General features: G+C 74.2%; 12 protein-coding genes. 5 read left to right on the forward strand and 7 right to left on the reverse strand.

Annotation, left to right across the window (positions count from 1 at the left end; translation table 11 throughout):
• Positions 1-109: 109 nt before the first annotated feature.
• Positions 110-925, forward strand: a complete 816-nt coding sequence (locus tag WMF31_RS18380) for a hypothetical protein (RefSeq protein WP_436603194.1) — start codon at positions 110-112, stop codon at positions 923-925.
• Here WMF31_RS18380 and WMF31_RS18385 read toward each other — a convergent pair.
• Both WMF31_RS18385 and WMF31_RS18390 read right to left on the reverse strand, forming a co-directional pair.
• A complete protein-coding gene (locus WMF31_RS18385; protein ID WP_436603195.1) occupies positions 889-1,149 on the reverse strand; it encodes a GlsB/YeaQ/YmgE family stress response membrane protein in 261 nt (86 codons plus the stop codon). The two genes, WMF31_RS18380 and WMF31_RS18385, sit on opposite strands and share 37 nt — an antisense overlap.
• Before the next feature lie 442 nt (positions 1,150-1,591).
• Positions 1,592-3,469, reverse strand: a complete 1,878-nt coding sequence (locus WMF31_RS18390) for a protein kinase domain-containing protein (RefSeq protein WP_436603196.1) — start codon at positions 3,467-3,469, stop codon at positions 1,592-1,594.
• A gap of 285 nt (positions 3,470-3,754) precedes the next feature.
• Here WMF31_RS18390 and WMF31_RS18395 point away from each other — a divergent pair, with 285 nt between their 5' ends.
• On the forward strand, positions 3,755-4,837 hold the full coding sequence (locus WMF31_RS18395) for a hypothetical protein (protein WP_436603197.1): 1,083 nt from the start codon (positions 3,755-3,757) through the stop codon (positions 4,835-4,837).
• Between the two features lie 116 nt (positions 4,838-4,953).
• Here WMF31_RS18395 and WMF31_RS18400 read toward each other — a convergent pair whose 3' ends face one another.
• On the reverse strand, positions 4,954-6,477 hold the full coding sequence (locus tag WMF31_RS18400) for a serine/threonine-protein kinase (RefSeq protein WP_436603198.1): 1,524 nt from the start codon (positions 6,475-6,477) through the stop codon (positions 4,954-4,956).
• A 213-nt stretch (positions 6,478-6,690) separates the two neighbouring features.
• Here WMF31_RS18400 and WMF31_RS18405 point away from each other — a divergent pair, with 213 nt between their 5' ends.
• Together WMF31_RS18405 and WMF31_RS18410 are read left to right on the forward strand one after the other, a co-directional pair.
• Positions 6,691-9,222, forward strand: a complete 2,532-nt coding sequence (locus tag WMF31_RS18405) for a hypothetical protein (protein ID WP_436603199.1) — start codon at positions 6,691-6,693, stop codon at positions 9,220-9,222.
• Positions 9,223-9,226: 4 nt separating this feature from the next.
• Positions 9,227-11,515 (forward strand): ATP-binding protein, encoded by a 2,289-nt coding sequence (locus WMF31_RS18410; protein ID WP_436603200.1) that lies wholly within the window; start codon positions 9,227-9,229, stop codon positions 11,513-11,515.
• Positions 11,516-11,700: 185 nt separating this feature from the next.
• On the opposite strand, the gene WMF31_RS18415 is transcribed toward WMF31_RS18410, so the two are convergent.
• From WMF31_RS18415 to WMF31_RS18430, 4 genes are all read right to left on the reverse strand, one after another.
• Positions 11,701-12,921, reverse strand: coding sequence for a phosphodiester glycosidase family protein (locus tag WMF31_RS18415; protein WP_436603201.1), 1,221 nt, complete (start codon positions 12,919-12,921; stop codon positions 11,701-11,703).
• 86 nt (positions 12,922-13,007) lie between these two features.
• Complete coding sequence (locus tag WMF31_RS18420) at positions 13,008-13,493, reverse strand: hypothetical protein (protein WP_436603202.1); 486 nt, start codon at positions 13,491-13,493, stop codon at positions 13,008-13,010.
• Positions 13,490-13,996, reverse strand: a complete 507-nt coding sequence (locus WMF31_RS18425) for a hypothetical protein (RefSeq protein WP_436603203.1) — start codon at positions 13,994-13,996, stop codon at positions 13,490-13,492. The genes WMF31_RS18420 and WMF31_RS18425 overlap by 4 nt, the downstream gene beginning before the upstream one ends.
• A gap of 214 nt (positions 13,997-14,210) precedes the next feature.
• Entirely contained in the window at positions 14,211-14,822 is a 612-nt protein-coding gene (locus tag WMF31_RS18430; RefSeq protein ID WP_436603204.1) for a hypothetical protein, read from the reverse strand.
• Positions 14,823-15,051: 229 nt separating this feature from the next.
• On the opposite strand from WMF31_RS18430, the gene mutY reads away from it, so the two are divergent.
• A complete protein-coding gene (gene mutY, locus WMF31_RS18435) occupies positions 15,052-16,299 on the forward strand; it encodes an A/G-specific adenine glycosylase (protein WP_436603205.1) in 1,248 nt (415 codons plus the stop codon).
• Positions 16,300-16,647: the final 348 nt, after the last annotated feature.

Raw genomic sequence — 16,647 nt, forward strand, 5'->3', positions numbered from 1 at the left:
GTGAGGTACAGGACGCGAACGGCCTTTTGCGGTGGCGCAGGCAGCGAAGGGCTCGCTAGCTTTGCCGGCCTACATGGCTGTCCGTACTGCTCTCGGTCGCGTCCTTACGATGATCGCGCTTCCTGTCCCGCTCCTGGCGATCTCTGCGCAGGGGAGCTCGCTCCCGCGGGTAGAGCCCGGCGCGCCGGGGGCGACGAGCGAGATCGACGCGGCGATCGAGCGACAGGCCGTCTGCGTCGGCTCCACGGTCGCGAGCGCGGGGGAGCTCGGCGATGTCCTCTATTACCGCACCTCGACAGACGAGCACGGCGACATCTCCGTCGGGTATTTCGCCTTCTTCTCCGAGGAGCGGCCCTGGGGAAACAACTGGCTCACCTGGACGGTGCTGCCCGCGATCGCCGTGGACCTCGTCTACACGCACTCGCTGTTCCTCGGTCCGGGGGTCCAGCGCTTCGCCTATGGAAAAGGCGATGTCGAGGGGTTCAGGATCGTCTACCGCATGGCGGAGGACGGGCGGCTCACCGTGGAGCACGGCGTCGCCGATCGCGGAGATCACAGCGAGGTGCGGCTCGAGCGCGCCGACCTGCTGTCCATCGAGGCCGAGCGCCCGACGGTCTACTCGCGGTGGTGGAGCCATCAGCTCGGCGGTCAGGGCGCCGGGCCGGGCGAGCTCGTCTACCGCCGCTGCTACGGCGCGGGCGCCATCCGGCCGCTGCCGCCGGACGTCGCCCTCGACTTCCGCCTGGACCGGCGCGCCGGGCCGGCCCGCGTCGTGCCCGCCGCCGCGCTGCTGGGCCAGCCCGCTCCTACCGAGCTCGCCAGTCCCCGGCTCGCTCCTCCCCAGCTCGCCAGTCCCCGGAAGGACGAGCCGCCCCGGGGCGCGGACGATCAGGGCCGCGCTCTCCGGCCGATCGTCGCGTTGTAGATGGCGAGAATAAGGATGGCGCCGAGGATCGACATGAAGAAGCCCCCGCTCGACTGATACGAGGGATACAGACCAATCGCCCGGCCGATGAAGCCGCCGAGCAAGGCCCCAGCGACGCCCAGCAGCGTCGTCACCACGAAGCCACCCGGGTCGCGCCCAGGGGTCAGCAGCTTGGCGATCACGCCGACGATGAGCCCAAACAGGATCCACAGTAGCACGGACATGGTTCGCTCCTCTCGACTCCGGGGCACGCCGAGGGCGCCCTCCCGTGTCAACGCGATGACGAGCGCGTCGCTCGTCGTTCGTCGTTCATCGCCCGTCGTTCACGTTGTTTCCCGATGAACCACGGACGACGTGCCGCCGTTTGCATCGTTTGCAGGCGATGCAGACGACGTGCCGTCGTCGCAGTCGTCGCAGTCGTCTGCATTTGCAGACGACGTGCCGGACGCGGTGCGCTCCGTTCGCACCAGGGTTCAGCGACGGCGCGGCGGCCCGCGTGAACTGCGGCGACGGCGCGGCGGTCCGCGTGAGCTGCGGCGTCATCCCGCGGCGCGGCGCTGGGCATCGAGGGCACAGCGCCGCGCGGCGGATCGAGCGCGGCAGAGGTCGAGGGCGGCGCCGGCGCACGTCGGGCGCAGACTGAGCGCGGAAGGAACACTGCGCGGCTCAATCGCCGTCGTCGCTCGGCTCCTCGTCGGCCTCGAGGCGCGAGGGGATCGCGAAGGGCGCAGGGCGCCCGGACGCGGGTGCGTCGGCCGTGCCCGCCGGTCCGCCGTGCCCTGGCGCGTCTCCGTGCGACGCGCTGGCCGGGGGCGGCGCGCCCGCGTGCGCCGGCGCGCCCGCGTGTGCCGGCGGGGGCGAGGTGCACGGGGCGCGCGCGGCGCCGGCAGCGCCGAGGAGGAGGCACAGCGTGCCGCCGAGGATCGTCGCCGCGATCGTGCCGACCACGAGCGGGCTGAGCCGCCGGCGGTGTCGTCGACGCGCGCCGGCCTGGCTCCGCCGCCCGGCGGACAGGCGCGCCCTCAGGAGCATGAACGGCGCCGGCTGCGCGTCGACCTCGAGGGGGCGGCGCGGGTGGGCCGGGGCGAGCGAGGCAGGCGGCCGCGCGGCGGAGGCCGGCGCCCCGCCCGGCAACGGCGCGCCGCCCGGCGCGCAGGGCAGGGCGCGCTCCGCGAGAGCGGCCGTCGGGTACGACGACGCGCGGTGGCCGACCCAGGTCGACGCCGACGAGGTGGGGCGCGCCGCGCCCGACGGCGGCGCGCAGGGCCGCTCCGGGGGCGCGCCCGCAGGCCGCGACGAGGGGCGATGCCCCACCCACGTCGAGGCGTGCGGCGCGGACGCGGCGTACGCGGCTTGCCCGGTCGTCACCCCGTCCGTGGACCGCGCGCGGCGCGAGGCGGGCGCTGGCTCGGCGCGCGCGCTCCGGGCCAGGGTCCGGTGGAGGTTCGCCGGGGCGTGGCCCGCCGCGCCGTCCCGCGCCCGGCGCTGCGCGATGTGCCCGAGCGCCTCGCGGAGCGCGCGCGCGCTCTGCGGGCGATCCTCGGGATCTTTGCGCAGGCACTGGAGGATCAGCGCTTCCAGATCGGGATCGATCGCCTCGTTGAAGGCGCTCGGCCAGGGCGGCGGGCACTCGACGTGCGCGGCCGCGAGCGCGACCGGCGTCGGGCGCTCGAACGGGAGCTGCCCCGTCGCCATCTCGAAGAGCAGCACGCCGCACGCATAGATGTCGCTCCGCGCGTCCACCGCCTGCCCCGCGGCCTGCTCGGGGCTCATGTAGGCGGGCGTCCCGATGACGAGCCCGGCGTCGTCCTCGTCGGGCACGCCGAGCAGGCGCGCGCCCGAGAGCGCGCCGGTCAGGTCGTCGTGGAGCAGCCTCGCGGTCCCGAAGTCCAGGAGCTTCACCTGCTCGAACGGCTCGCCGTCGTCGCCGCGGCGGTGCACGAGGCGGATGTTCTCGGGCTTGACGTCGCGGTGGATGACGCCCGCGTCGTGCGCGTGCTGCAGCGCGGAGCACAGCTGGCGCATGATCGAGAGGATGCGCTCCGCAGGCAGGACCGGCTCGGCGTTCAGGAGATCGATGAGGTCCTCGCCGTCCAGGTGCTCCGTGACGAGGTACCAGAGGCTCGGCGCCTCCGCGTCGGAGCCGCCGGCGCCCGCGCCGCGCGGGTCGGCCGGCTCGCAGCCGAAATCGAGGACCCGCACGATGTTCGGGTGATCGAGCCGGCTCGCCGCCAGCGCCTCGAGGTGGAACCGCAGCACCGCGTCGCCCTCCGGGGCGCTGCCCGAGCGCGACCTCGCGCCGGTGCGCGATCGCGCGCCGGCGCCGATCGCGCTCCGACAGGGGGCGCCCGCGCGGCGCGACGGCGCGGAGCGCAGCGTCGTGCTCTCGCGGGGCGGCGCGCCGCCCGAAGGCGGCGAGGCGATGCGCTCGCGGATGATCTTCACCGCGCAGGCGCGCCCGAGCCCGACGTGCCGCGCGCGGTAGACGCGCCCCATCGCGCCGGCGCCGATCATCTGCTCGATGAGGTAACGACCTCCGAGCAAACGTCCCCTGAGGAATTGCTCCGAGGACGGGAATCCCGCGTCGAGGGGAGCCGAGGGGCGGAGGCAATCCATGGCGGCCTCCACGCAGCAGAATGGGTGCCACCGCGCTGTGCGGACGGTTCACAGCGGCCCACGGACGGAGCGGCCGGTGCCGCCGCAACGAACGCCGAGCGCGTCGCGCGCCGGAAGGGAGACGACACCGGCAGCGCCGGAGCGCGATGCGCGTGTGCCTGATATGTTCCGTCGTCGACGGCCTGTGATAGCGTGGCGCGCGAGGAGGCCCGAGTGCTCTTGAGACGATGCGTTCCGTTCGCTGCGGCGCTGATGCTGATGCTCCCGACGCGCGAGGCGCGGGCTCAGTCCGACGCGGACAAGGCGGCAGCCCGATCGCTGGCCACGCAGGGGGCCGAGGCGTTCACGTCCGGCCGCTTCGACGAGACGATCGATCTGCTGACCCGCGCCGAGGCGCTCGTGCACGCGCCGACGCACCTCCTGCTGATCGCGCGCGCGCAGACGCGGCTTGGCCGGCTCGTCGCCGCGAAGGAGACTTACCTCAAGATCGTCCGCGAGGAGCTTCCGCCCACGGCGCCTCTGGCCTTCAGGAAGGCCCAGCAGGAGGCGAGGGAGGAGCTCGCCGCGGTCGACCCCCGGATCGCGTCGCTGCGCATCGCGCTCGAGGGCGCCGGCGACCGGAAGATCAGCGTGATGCTGGACGGGCAGCCGGTCCCGGACGCGCTGCTCGGCGTGCATCGCCCCATCGATCCTGGAACGCACGGGATCACCGTGGTTCCGCCGGGCCTGAGCCCGATCGAGCAGTCGATCACCCTCGGGGACGGCGAGAAGAAGGAGCTGACGATCCCGATCCCGGAAGCCCCGGCCATGGCCCCGCCGCTGGCCGGCCCGGGCAACGGCCAGGGTCCAGGGGGCGGCGGGCCGAGCGGGGGGCCGCCTTCCGGACCGCCGAGCGCGGGAGGCGAGCGCACGGCCAACGTGGCGATGCTGAGCGGGGGCATCGCGGCCTCGGCGCTCGGGCTCGGCGGCGCCGTGCTCGGCGCGGTGTTCCTCGCGAAAGGGGGCGGGACGCAGCAGGACGCGAACGACCTGAGCGCAACCCACGGCTGCGAGTCGCCGAACGGCGTCGGCCAGAGCTGCACGCCGCTCATCCAGGGGAGGATCAGGAAGCTCGACACCGACGCGGCATCGCAGAAGACGACCGGCGCGATCGGCCTCATCGCCGGGGGCGCGCTCCTCGTCGGCGGCACCACGCTGATCGTGCTGGAGCTCTCGTCCAGGTCGGCGCCGTCGCGCACGGCCTGGATCGCGCCTTACGTGGCGCCCACGGGGCTCGGGGTGCGTGGCGCGTTCTGAGCGGCGTGCGCCCGAGCGCCTGAGCGGCGTGCGCCCGAGCGCCTGAGCGGCGTGCGCCCGAGGCGCTCGTGCACGCCTGAGCGGCGCGCGGTCCCGGGCCGCGCGCTCTGCGGCGCTCAGTACCCGAAGTCGCCCGGAACGCCCGGCTTCGTCGGCTTCGCCGGCTTCGCCGGCTTCGGCGGCGCCGTCTGGACGGGCTTCGTGGCGGGCGGGACCTTGGTCTGCGGAGGCCGCGGCGGAACAGCCGGCTTCGCGGGCGCCGAGGAGGCGGCCGGGGCGGCGGAGGCCGCCGGGGCGGCGCTGGGCTCGGTGGTGGCGGACGGGGCGGGCTCGATGGCCACGGCGCTCGCCGGCGGGGCGGGCTCGATGGCCACGGCGCTCGCGGTCACGAGCGGCTCGGATACGGACGGCGGCGGCGCGGCCGGGGTCGCCGTCGCGCTCAGGGCGATCGGGTCGGCGGTCGCCGGGGTCGTCGCCGCGCCGCGGCCGAAGGCGAGCCACGCGGCGAGCCCCGCGCCGCACAGGGTCGCCGCCGCGGCGATCGCGGCGAGCAGCGACACCCTGGACGGGGGGCGCGTCGAGCGGCCCGTGCCCCCGGACGAGGCGCCCCACGAGTTGGCGGTCAGCTGCGGCGTGTGGCCCAGGCCAGGGGCGACCGATCCGTTCGGGCTCACCCACGGCGTCTCGGTGCGGGGGAGCGGCGGGCTCGTCTCCGGCTGGGACGGCAGGACCAGCCGGGGGAAGGAGGTGCGCCCCGTCGTCAGCAAGGCCAGGCTGGGCCGCGCCGCGGCCCAGGCGAGCAGCGCGTTCTTGAACTCGGCGCAGCTCTGGTAGCGGCTCCCCGGCTCGCGCGCCATCGCCCGCTGGATGATCCCGGAGAACTCGAGATCGAGATCGGGCACGAGCTGCTGGGGCAGGGGCGCGGTCTCGAGGGCGATCTTGAAGAGCAGCTCGTTGAAGCTCGCCGCGTCGAACGGCACCTGGCCGGTCGTCGCCTGGTAGAGCAGCACGCCCATGGCGTAGATGTCGGTCCGCTGATCGACGGGGCTCGACCCGCGCGCTTGCTCCGGCGACATGTAGTACGGCGTCCCGACGACCGCGCCCGTGCGCGTCATGCTCATCTCCGAGCCGGCGAGCTGCGAGAACTTCGAGACGCCGAAATCGAGCACCTTCACGAAGTTGCTGAGGCCGGCCTTCGACGGGACGATGAAGATGTTGTCCGGCTTGAGATCGCGGTGGATGATCCCCGCGGCGTGCGCGGCCCCGAGCGCCTCGAGCACCTGCGCCATGATGGGGACGGTGATCTCGGGCCCGAGCCGCCCGAACCGCTGGATCTTGGCCCCGAGGGTCTCGCCCTCGAGGTACTCCATCACCATGTAGCGCGTGCCGTCCTGCAGCACGCCGAGGTCGAGCACCTCGCAGATGTGATCGGAGCCGATGCGCGCCGCGGCCTGGGCCTCGCGCTCGAAGCGCGCGACCGACTCGGCCTGGCTCGAGATGCTCGCGTGCAGCAGCTTGATGGCGACGCGGCGCCGGATGCGCACGTTCTCGCCCTCGAACACGGCGCCCATGCCCCCCTGACCGAGCAGCCGGATGATCCGGTATTTGCCGTCGATGATCTCGCCAATCAACGGGCCCATGACGGCTTTCCGGGTTCGGAGCAGCAGAACACACCGCGAGACTAGCACGGTCGTCCGAGCCCCGACCATGCCCTCGCGGCGCGCGGGCAGACCGACGCCCGCGCAGGCGCACCGACATCACGCGGCGCGCGGGCGGACCCCCGCCGGTGGACGCCCCGCGATCGGCATCCCCGGGGCTGGATCAGGGGATCTTCGTGATAACGTCGCCGGCGTATGCCGGTTTACGAGCTCTCGGTCGATGCTGCCCTGGTTCGCGAAGCCGAGGCGGTCGTGTCGCTCGAGGGGCGCGCGTTCCCGACGCTCGTCATGCGCTGGGAGTCGCGCCTCTTCGACCAGCCGTGGATCACGACGCTCGTGCTCGACTACGCGATCGCGCTGCCGCCGCTCGTCGTCTCGCAGTCGACGTTCAACGAGGTCAGGATCGCGGCGTTCACGGGGCGCGCGGGCACGAAGTTCATGTACTTCGGCACCGAGATGAGCGCGAGCGTGCCCCGCATCGCGCCCGAGATGGAGAACGCGATCTCCCCGCCGGAGCTCTACCAGGAGTTCAGGCTGGACGAGCACACGTGCCCGATCCCGTACCTGAAGCTGATCCACGTCAGCCCGCGCATCTACGGCGAAGGGCTCCAGAACTACTACTCCCCGCCGATCAAGGTGGAGCGCTACGACGGGGTGGCCTCGCCGGAGCTCATCTCGGACTTCTTCCCCAAGGTCGTGGCGAACCTCGAGCCGGTGAAGGGGACGACGCTGGTCGATCCCGCGCAAGGCTTCTGGACGGGCGCGCGCTTCCTCGGCGCCACCGCGATCGCCATCCTCCGGCAGGGCCGCGTGGTCGGGCTGCACCGCCGCACGGGCAAGACCGACAAGGATCCGCTCCCGCCCGAGGTGAAGCGGCGCGACCCGCGGCTCGACGTGCGCAGCGACTGGGTCGCCGTGGACGTCGGGGCCGCGTCGACGGTCGTCGCGGTGCGGGGCGAGCGCGGCGGCGCGGAGTTCGTCCGGATCGGGGCCGACGCGCCGGTCCGGGTCTCGGCCGACAACGAGAACCCGACCGAGGTCGCGTTCGACGCGCTGGCCCGGACCACGAAGGCGTGGCGCGACCGGGTGATCTTGCCGATGACGCGCTGGGGCGACGTGCTCGTCGGGCACGCCGCGCGCGACATGCGCGTGCGGCCGGGCGCCGATCTCCACGAGCGCGCCGCGGCGTCGCTCCCGGCGCTCACGCTGCTGCGCGAGCGGACGGAGCGCGGCGAGCCGTTCCGGCTCCGGGGCAAGGGCGATCCGGAGACGACCGAGGCGCTGAAGAAGCCGGCGCCGCCCATCATCGACGAGGAGGGGATCGGCGCGCACGACCCGTTCGATCCGATCGAGCTCTACGCCTACTACGTCGGCCTGCACCTGAACCAGCGCGCGCGGGGGCTCTACACGCGCTACGCGATCACGATGCCGACGGGCTGGTCGCCCGAGCGCCGCCAGAGCGTGCTCGTCGCCTTCCGCCGCGGCCTCTTCCGGAGCCTGCCCGCGGGCCTCTGCGAGTACCATGATCTCGAGGCGCTCTCGGTGGTCGACGCGGGGCCGTCGGCGATCGTGCACGCCGTGCAGGCGTTCCGCACGTTCGGGATCCAGCCGCGGGACGGCGGCGTCCCGTTCTGCGCCATCGACGCCGGGGCCAGCGAGATGGGGCTCGCGTTCGGGATCCTGCGGAGCGCGAAGGGGGACGAGGTGGTGAGGGGGCTGGAGCGGATGGTCGAGTACATCGAGCCCGCGGCCATCCCGTGGCTCGGGGGCGAGCGGCTCCTCCACCGGCTGGCCTACCGGGTGTACGTGGCCAACCAGGACGCGATGCGCGAGCGCCGCGTGCCGTTCGAGCGCCCGCCCGAGGAGGGCGCGCTCGACGGCGTGGACGAGCTCTTCGCGCCGTCGCCCGACGCGCGCGCCAACACGTGGGCGCTCAAGGAGCTCGTCCGGCCCCTGCTCGAGCGGGGATCGAGCGCGCCGGTGGAGGAGGGGATCACGCTGTTCGGGCTCGACGGGGCGACGTCGTTCGTGCCGCTCTCGATCGATCGCGCCGCGCTCGGAGGGGCGATCGACGCATGGTTCCGGGAGGGCGTCGAGCTGATCCGCCAGCACCTCGACGGCGCGGTGGCCAAGATCGGGCGCGCGCCGGAGCCCTACGAGGGGCTCCGGGTCCTGCTCGGCGGGCGCGTCGGGATGAACCAGCGCTTCGCGGAGCTCCTTGCCAGCGCGCTGCCCGGCGGGGTGCAGCTGCACCGCTTCAAGGAGCCTGACAAGGCGAACCTGGGCGCGCCCACCGTGAAGATGGCGACCGCGCTCGGCGCGCTGTCGCTGCGGCTCGACCGGATCGGGGCCGCGCTGCGCGCGGAGAAGCGCGACGGGTTCCGCTACCGCGTCGGGCGGGGCCGCCACGGGCAGCTCGCCGACGTGCTCGATCCGTCCGTCGACTACGACGCCTGGCGCGAGATGGGCGCGTGCTTGAAGCCCGAGGTCGAGATCCTGTTCATGGCGGCCCAGGACGAGGGAGAGGTCGCCGCCGACGACCCGCGCGTGCGTCGCGCGGTCTGCGCGTTCGGGCGCGGGGCCGTCGGGCAGCGGCTCTACATCCGGGCGGTCGGGCCGGCGCAGGTCGAGGTCAGCGTGGGGCCGCCCGGCGGCGAGCCGTCGCCCGACGCCGGCTGCTGGACGGTCCACCTGGAGAGCGGCGCCGCGGAGAAGACCGGCGGCTGAGGGCATGGGGGCTCCACCGCTCCACGCGAAGGGCGCCGCGCTCGAGCCCGAGGGAGCCTGCACCGCCACGGCGCCGCGGGGCGACGCCCCGCCGCACGACCTGCGCGCCCTGCTCGTTCAGACCGAGGGCAGGCTGGCCGCGCAGCTCGCGACGGCGAGCGCGCTGGCCGAGGCGGGCTCGCTCGCGGAGGCCGCCCCGCGCGTGCTCGCGGCGCTCGTCGAGCACCTCGGCTGGGACGTCGCGGCGCTCTGGTTGACCGAGCCGGAGGCCAGCGCCGCGCGCGAGCCGGCGGGTCCGGGCTGCGGCGCGCCCGCCTCGCAGGCGGCGCCCGGCGCCGGGCCGGGCGGGAGCGCGCTCCGCTGCGTCGAGATCCAGGCGGCGAGGGGCCTCGAGCGGGAGGGGCTCGCGGGGCCGCGCCTCGAGGAGCTCGCCCTCGCCGCCGAGCCCGAGCTCGCGGTCGAGGTCTTCCGGCGCGGCGCCCCGGTGCTCCGCGACGGCGACGCCGGGCGCGACGGCGACACCGCTGGCGACGGCGGCGCCGCGGGCGACGGCGATCCCGGCCGCACGCGGGGGGCCTTCCGGGCGGCCTGCGCCGTCCCGATCCCGGTCGGCGACGGCTGCGCCGGGGTGCTGGAGATGAGGCGCCGCGCGCCGCCCCGCGGTGACGAGCAGCTGCTCCGCGTCCTCTCGTCCGTGGGCAGCCAGCTCGGCCAGCGCATCGCGCGGCGGCGCGCGGAGCGCGAAAGCGCGCGGACCCGGGAGGAGCTCCGCGCGCTCTTCCGCGCGATCCCCGATCTCTGCTTCCGCGTCGACGCCGGGCTCCGGATCGTCGACTACAGCGCGCAGCGGCTCGCCGAGCTCGGCGTCCAGCCGGCGCCGCTCCTCGGCGAGCGCGTGGCGGAGGCGCTTCCCGGCGAGCTCGGGGAGCGGCTCACGCGCGCGATCCAGGAGGCGCGCGGGGCGGGCGCGGTGGTCGCGCTCGAGCACGCCGCCCCGCTCGCGGACGGCGAGCGCCACGTCGAGGCGCGGACGATGCCGTTCCTCGACGGGCACGCGCTCGTCCTCCTCCGCGACATCACCGAGCGGCGGCGCGCCGAGGAGGCGCTCCGGCAGCGCGAGGAGCGCTCGCGCGAGTCGCAGAAGATGGAGGCGCTCGGCCGGCTCGCCGGCGGCATCGCCCACGATTTCAACAACATGCTCATGGTGATGCTCGGCTACGGCGAGCTCCTGCTGCGCCGGCTCGGGCCCGAGAGCGCGCTCCGGCGCGACGCGCTCCAGATCACGAAGGCGGGGGAGCGCGCCGCGGCGCTCACGCGGCAGCTCCTCGCGGTGAGCCGGCGCAAGGCGCTGCAGCGCGAGGTGCTCGACCTCAACGCCGTGGTGCTCGACATGCAGGCGATGCTCCAGCGCCTCATCGGCGAGAACATCGATCTGCAGACGATCGTCGGCCGGGACCTCGGCGCGATCAGGGCCGACCGGAGCCAGCTGGAGCAGGTCCTCCTGAACCTGGTCGTGAACGCGCGCGACGCGATGCCGGGCGGCGGCGCGCTGGTCGTCGAGACCTCCCTGGGCGAGCCCGGCGAGCGCCCCGCGGCGAGGTCGTTCGCGCCGGCGGAGCCCGACGCGGGCGGCGCGCCCGCCGCGGGCGGCCCGTACGTCGTGCTCGCGGTGAGCGACAGCGGCTGCGGGATGGATCACGACACGCTCTCGCACCTGTTCGAGCCGTTCTTCACGACGAAGGGGCGCGGCAAGGGCACGGGGCTGGGCCTCGCCACGGTCTACGGCGTCGTGAGCCAGAGCGGCGGGCTCATCGAGGTCGAGAGCGAGATCGGGCGCGGCACGACGTTCCGCGTCTACCTGCCGCGCGTCGCGGACCGCTGGGAGGCGGCGCCCGCGCGCGCCCGGCCGTCGCCCTCGGGCGGCGACGAGACGGTGCTCGTCGTCGAGGACGACGACGCGGTCCGCAAGCTCGTCGTCGAGGTGCTCGAGCGGCGCGGCTACGGCGTGGTCGCGGCCGCGAGCGCCGAGGAGGCGCTGGTCGCGCTCGCGCACGAGGGGGTCGAGGAGATGGACCTCCTGCTCACCGACCTCGTGATGCCGGGCATGAACGGCCGGGAGCTCGCCGAGCGCGCCCTCGCCCTGCACCCGCGCGCCCGCGTGCTGTACATGTCCGGCTACGCCGAGGATGTCCTCGCCGACGCCGCGCTCGATCGCGAGCCCGTGCTGCTGCAGAAGCCGTTCACGCCGGACATGCTCGCGCAGCGCGTGCGCGACCTGCTCGATCGGCGCTAGCGCTGCTGCGGGAAGTCGGGCCGAGAGGCGGACCGCCATGACGCCAGGGGCGCCAAGAAACCAGGGAAGTAGAAGGGGAAATGGAGGGACAACCCTTCCCCCCTCTTCTTGGTGTCGTTGGCGCCATGGCGGTTCTTCTGCTGATCCGGGGCAACTCCCCGCAGTCGTGCTGGCCGGTGGCGGGGCTACGAGCTGGAGCCGGTCTTCCGCCGCAGGTAGAAGAAATCGCGCGGCGACGGCTCGGCGATGTACTCCTCCGGCTTGAACTGCACGTCCGGGATCAGCGCGGACGTCGCGCGCGGCCCGGCGCCGTCCGCGCCTCGGCTGTACAGGAGGAAGCGCGGGTACGCGTGGTTCACGTCGAGCTCCGCCACGTCACGCGCGCCCACGGCCTTCATCCCCTGGGCCAGGGTGCGCGCCGTGACCGCCTCGCCGAGGCCGTAGAAGAGCAGCTTGCCCGTCGCGTCGATGCCGAGCGCCGAGCGCCGGATCACCGTCTCGCCGCTCACGGTCGCGCCCCAGTCGCGGTTCGAGTCGTAGAGCAGGTAGTGCAGCTCGCCCTGCTCGACCAGGCAGCGCGGCGTCTGCCGGTAGCCGATCATGCGGGGTTCGTCCCCGCGGATCTTGCGCCAGGTGCGGATCCGCACGGCGCCGCCGCGGTAGAGCGCGATCGTGCAGGCGATGTTGCGGGGCGGGAGGAACGTGTCGCCGTCGAGCATCATCCCGTAGTGCCCGTGCATCGCCTTGAAGCCGCCGTTGAACGCCGCGATGAGCTCCGCCGCGTGGGCCTCCGGGATGAGCCCGGGGCGCCGCTCGGCGGGGACGTCCGGGGAGAACGGCTCCTTCGTGCCCGCGACGAGCTGGAGGTCGACGCGCCCGAGATCGATCGCCACCACGGCGATCGCGGAGAACGAGCGCCTCGGATCGGGGTGCACGACGCTCTTCCAGAGCACCGGCGCGTCGTTCGGCCGGACGGCGTCGCGGATCGGTACCCAGACGCCGTCGCCCGTCGCCGCGACCTCGGCAAAGGGCGGCTCGAACGGCGAGGGCGACGAGATCGACTCCTCCTCGATGGGCTCGACGTCCTCCGTGCCCTCCGCCGCGGCCGCGGGCGCGGGCTCCCAGAACGTCTTCGGCGTCGCGTTGCGGTAGCGGGCCTGGTTGAGCCGGTCGGCGACGCCGTAGGCCACGTCCTCGGCCCACGCGACGGGCGCGGGGCCGAGCACCGCCCGCACGCCGTCGGCGAGCGCCGGACCGAAGCCGCGGACCTCGTGGATGCCGTACCAGAGCGCCTCGACGGCGATCGCGGCGATCGCGACGCCGCGCAGCGCGCGCTCCGGCCAGCGCGCGCGGGGGCGCCGCGCGCGCTGAGGTCGGCTGGCGTCGGGGGGCGAGGGGCTGTCCACGGCACGACGAAGGTAACCCATCGTGCGGACGGGCCCAAGTTCTGGGCCCCCGCGCCGCCGGTCGAGCTCGCCGGCGCCGCGCGGGTCTAGACTTGCCCGTGCGCCATCGTCCGGGGCCCATCCTTGAACAGGATCTCGATCTTGCCCCGATCGATGACCTTCGCGACCACGCCGTCGCCGAACTTGCTGTGGTGGATGAGCTCGCCCTCACCGAAGGTGAGGTTGATGCGGTACGGCTTGAACGCCCCGGAGGGCTGCCCCGCGATGGCGCGCTCCCACGCGAGCGTCTGGTCGCGCTCGGCGCGCTGCGCAGCGGTGAGGCGCTCCACGCCCCCTGCGCGCGACGAGGACGACGACCTCGGTTCGCTGCTGCGCGCGGCGGCGCGCGCGGCAGCGCGGCTCTCCCGCTCGCTCTTCGGCTGGCGGTAGAGGTGGTGCGACATGCAGGTCTTGCACTCGACCTTCTTCACCACGTCGCCGACCATGGCGATGATCCGATGGGTGAGGTCGAGGCGGCACTTGGTGCACCACGCGTCGACCTCGCCACCGGTCCTGAGCTTCTTCGTCGTCACTTCTCCTCGCGGCGCCGGTCTCGCCCGGTCTCTTTGCTTCTGTCCTTCACACTCACCTGGGCGCTCACTTCCGGCTTTGGGAGGCCGGTCCTCGCCTCGTCCTGGCTGTCGTCTCTCTTGGCCGCATCGTTGGGAACGAAGCGGATCTCGGTCTTGATCTCGAACGAGAGCTTCGTCAGCACCTTCGTGATCTCGTCCGCGAACTGGGTGTGCTCGAGCACGTCCCGGATCTCCTTCGCCACCACCCGGTAGAGACCGTTCTTGGTGTCGTCGATCTGGGTGTAGAGGTAATGGAGGACCTCCTTGGGCAGCTTGAGATCACCCACGAAATTCCGGAGGTTCTCCGGCCCCTCGCTGAGCCTGTCGATGCCGCTCTCGACGGCACGCTCGACCACCCGCTTGAAGATCTCCGGGATGGCACGCTCGAAGAGGCGCTTCTTCTCGCCTTCGCCTTCCACCTTGTCCCCTTCGTCGTCGCGGGGCGGGTCGGTGTCGTCGGCCATGGCTCGGGCTCCCCTAGCGGGACGGGGCGGCCACGTCAATGCGGGGGTTCGTGCGGGGTGCCGGCGTCGCGCCATGGGCCATGGATCTGCCGGATTTTGATGAAGATGGGGAGCATTTCGCTCGCGCCCGGCGGGCGAGAGGGCTCTTCCTTCACGCCCCGCGCGGGCGGGACGCCGCGCTGACCGGGACGTCGCCCCCCGCCGACCCGGCGGCTCAGAGCCCGTCATAGGCGTCCTGGTCCTCGTAAACATCATCTTCCGGCGTTCGCTTGTACGACTTCAGGACCCACACCTCCGCCGCGAACCGGCCCGCCCCGCGCCTCGCGCTGATCTCGACGGAGGCGCCGTCGTCGTCCTCGAGCGCGCAGACGGGGCGATCCGGCTGGACGATCGGCCACGCGTCCTCGCTGCCGTCGCTCGCGACCATGGCGCCGCGGCTGCTGCGCACGGCGACGTCGAGGTTGATGATCCCCGGTCCGCCCACGGCGAACACCCGGTAGCAAGCGCCGCGGACGAGCTGGAGCTTCTCGGTGACGATCGCGCCGCCCTCGGCCACGTGCCCTTCGATCGCCTCGGGCGAGAGCCGCCGCATGCCGTTCGCCGGGCCGCAGAGCAGCGACAGGCGCGTGACGTCCTTCCGCGGGTCGCCGGAGAGCCGGAAGTTGCCATAGCAGCGCACCCACGGGCCGCCCACGCGCACCGGCGGGACGGGCAGATCCGGATCCTCGAGCGCGCCGGCGTCGCCCTCGGCCTGGGGGGCGGCGGCCTCCGGCAGCTCGCCGGCCTCGACCAGCGCCGTGGCCTCTGGCGGCGTCGCCGAGAGCACGGGCGCAGGTCCAGCCTGGCCCTCCCAGGGGCGCGGCGCGTCGCGGCACCCCGAGGTGGCGCACCCGACGAGCAGGGCGGCGCAGAGGCGCGCGGCCCGAGGGAGATACGACGATAGGCGAGGGCGCCGGCACGACACCGCGGTCGGCTCTTGCGCTAGAGTCCCGCGCGATGGAAGCGTTTTCTGAGCCGAGCGCCCGGCCCCTCGGCGCCGAGCGGGCCCTTCGCGCGTGAGCACGGCGAAGCGAGCGCCCGCGGGCGCAGGCCAGCGCCGCGCGCCCCGCCGCGGCCGCGCCGCCTCCGGCGAGCGCGGCGCCGGCGAGCGGGGCGCGGGCCCGCCGCCGCCGGACGCGCCGGGGGCGGAGGTCGAGCCGGGCGAGCGGGATCGTGAGATCGCGGCCGCCCTCGCGGCCTGGTTCGGCCGCGTGGCGCGCGATCTGCCGTGGCGGAGGACGCGCGACCCGTACGCCATCTGGCTCAGCGAGGTGATGCTCCAGCAGACGCGCGTCGAGACGGTGATCCCGTACTACGAGCGCTTCCTCGCCCGCTACCCGACGGTCTTCGATCTCGCCGCCGCGGAGATCGACGACGTGCTCTCGCTGTGGAGCGGCCTCGGCTACTACCGCCGCGCCCGCGTCCTCCACCTCGCCGCGCGCGAGGTCACCGTGCGCCACGCCGGCGCGCTCCCTCGCGACGTGTCCGCGCTCCGCGCGCTGCCCGGCGTGGGCGCGTACACCGCGGGCGCGATCGCGAGCATCGCCTACGATCAGCCGGCGCCGCTCGTCGACGGCAACGTCGCCCGCGTGCTGTCGCGCGTCGAGGGCATCGAGGACGACATCCGCGGCGCCGCGGGCACGCGCAGGCTCTGGTCGACCGCGGAGCGCCTCGTGCGGGCCGCGGCCGGCAGCGTCCAACCAGGACGCTTCAACCAGGCGCTGATGGAGCTCGGCGCCACCGTGTGCACGCCCCGGAATCCGCGGTGCGACGCCTGTCCTGTCGACGGCGCGTGCGTCGCGCGCGCCCAGGGACGGCAGGCGGAGCTGCCCGTGATCGCGCCGAAGCGCGATGTCCCGGCGGTAGCGATGGTCGCCGCGGTGGTGCGCTCGGGTGATCGCGTGCTCTTCGTCCGGCGCGCCGAGGGCGGCCTGTTCGGCGGGCTCTGGGAGCCGCCCATGGTCGAGGCGCCCGCGCTCGCGGACGCCCGCGCGCTCCTCGAGCGCGCCGGCGTCGCTCCTGACGCGCCGCTCCGCGAGATCGCCCGCGTGCGCCACATCCTCACGCACCGGAGGCTCGACGTGACCGTGGCGCGCGCCGAGGTGCCGGCCCCCTGGCGCTGCCGGGCAAAGCTTGCCTCCCCCTACGAGAAGGCGGCGTGGCTCGATCCGGGCGTGCTGGAGTTCGGCGTTTCCAAGCTCGCGCGAAAGGTCCTGTCCGCCGCATCGGCGCCGGACGTCGGCGCCGCGCGCCGGCCGCGGTGAGCGCGACGGGCGAGCGGGGCGCGCCGAGCCGCGGTCCCCGGAGAGACCCGAGACGGCCTGAAATCATGGGTCCGGGGCGTCTGGTCCCCGCCTCGCTCCGCCGAGGGCGGGGTGCGGCGTCGCGCCTCGCCGGGCCGCCGTGACACAGCGGGGCGGATCGAGGGCGAACGCGTATGTCGCCATGGAACGCCTCCGGATTTGACGCGCTGGCGCGAGCGCCGTGGCACGGAAGGCGCTTGGTGGGAGGGCGGGTAGGCCCTCTAGCCTCGTGGCGCCGGCGATGGCCGGGGCTCGATTGAAGCCTGGGAGCTCAAGCGACATGGATGCGCGACGACGGACCACAGAGAT

Source organism: Sorangium sp. So ce1036, from assembly GCF_051369805.1.
GTDB classification, from domain to species: Bacteria; Myxococcota_A; Polyangia; order Polyangiales; family Polyangiaceae; genus Sorangium; species Sorangium cellulosum_F.

Bases quoted from the DNA above. Each gene is read 5' to 3' on its own strand.
- WMF31_RS18380 (WP_436603194.1), top strand. From the start codon at position 110: ATGATCGCGCTTCCTGTCCCGCTCCTGGCGATCTCTGCGCAGGGGAGC.
- WMF31_RS18385 (WP_436603195.1), bottom strand. From the start codon at position 1,149: ATGTCCGTGCTACTGTGGATCCTGTTTGGGCTCATCGTCGGCGTGATC.
- WMF31_RS18400 (WP_436603198.1), bottom strand. From the start codon at position 6,477: ATGGGCCCGTTGATTGGCGAGATCATCGACGGCAAATACCGGATCATC.
- WMF31_RS18405 (WP_436603199.1), top strand. From the start codon at position 6,691: ATGCCGGTTTACGAGCTCTCGGTCGATGCTGCCCTGGTTCGCGAAGCC.
- WMF31_RS18410 (WP_436603200.1), top strand. From the start codon at position 9,227: ATGGGGGCTCCACCGCTCCACGCGAAGGGCGCCGCGCTCGAGCCCGAG.
- WMF31_RS18425 (WP_436603203.1), bottom strand. From the start codon at position 13,996: ATGGCCGACGACACCGACCCGCCCCGCGACGACGAAGGGGACAAGGTG.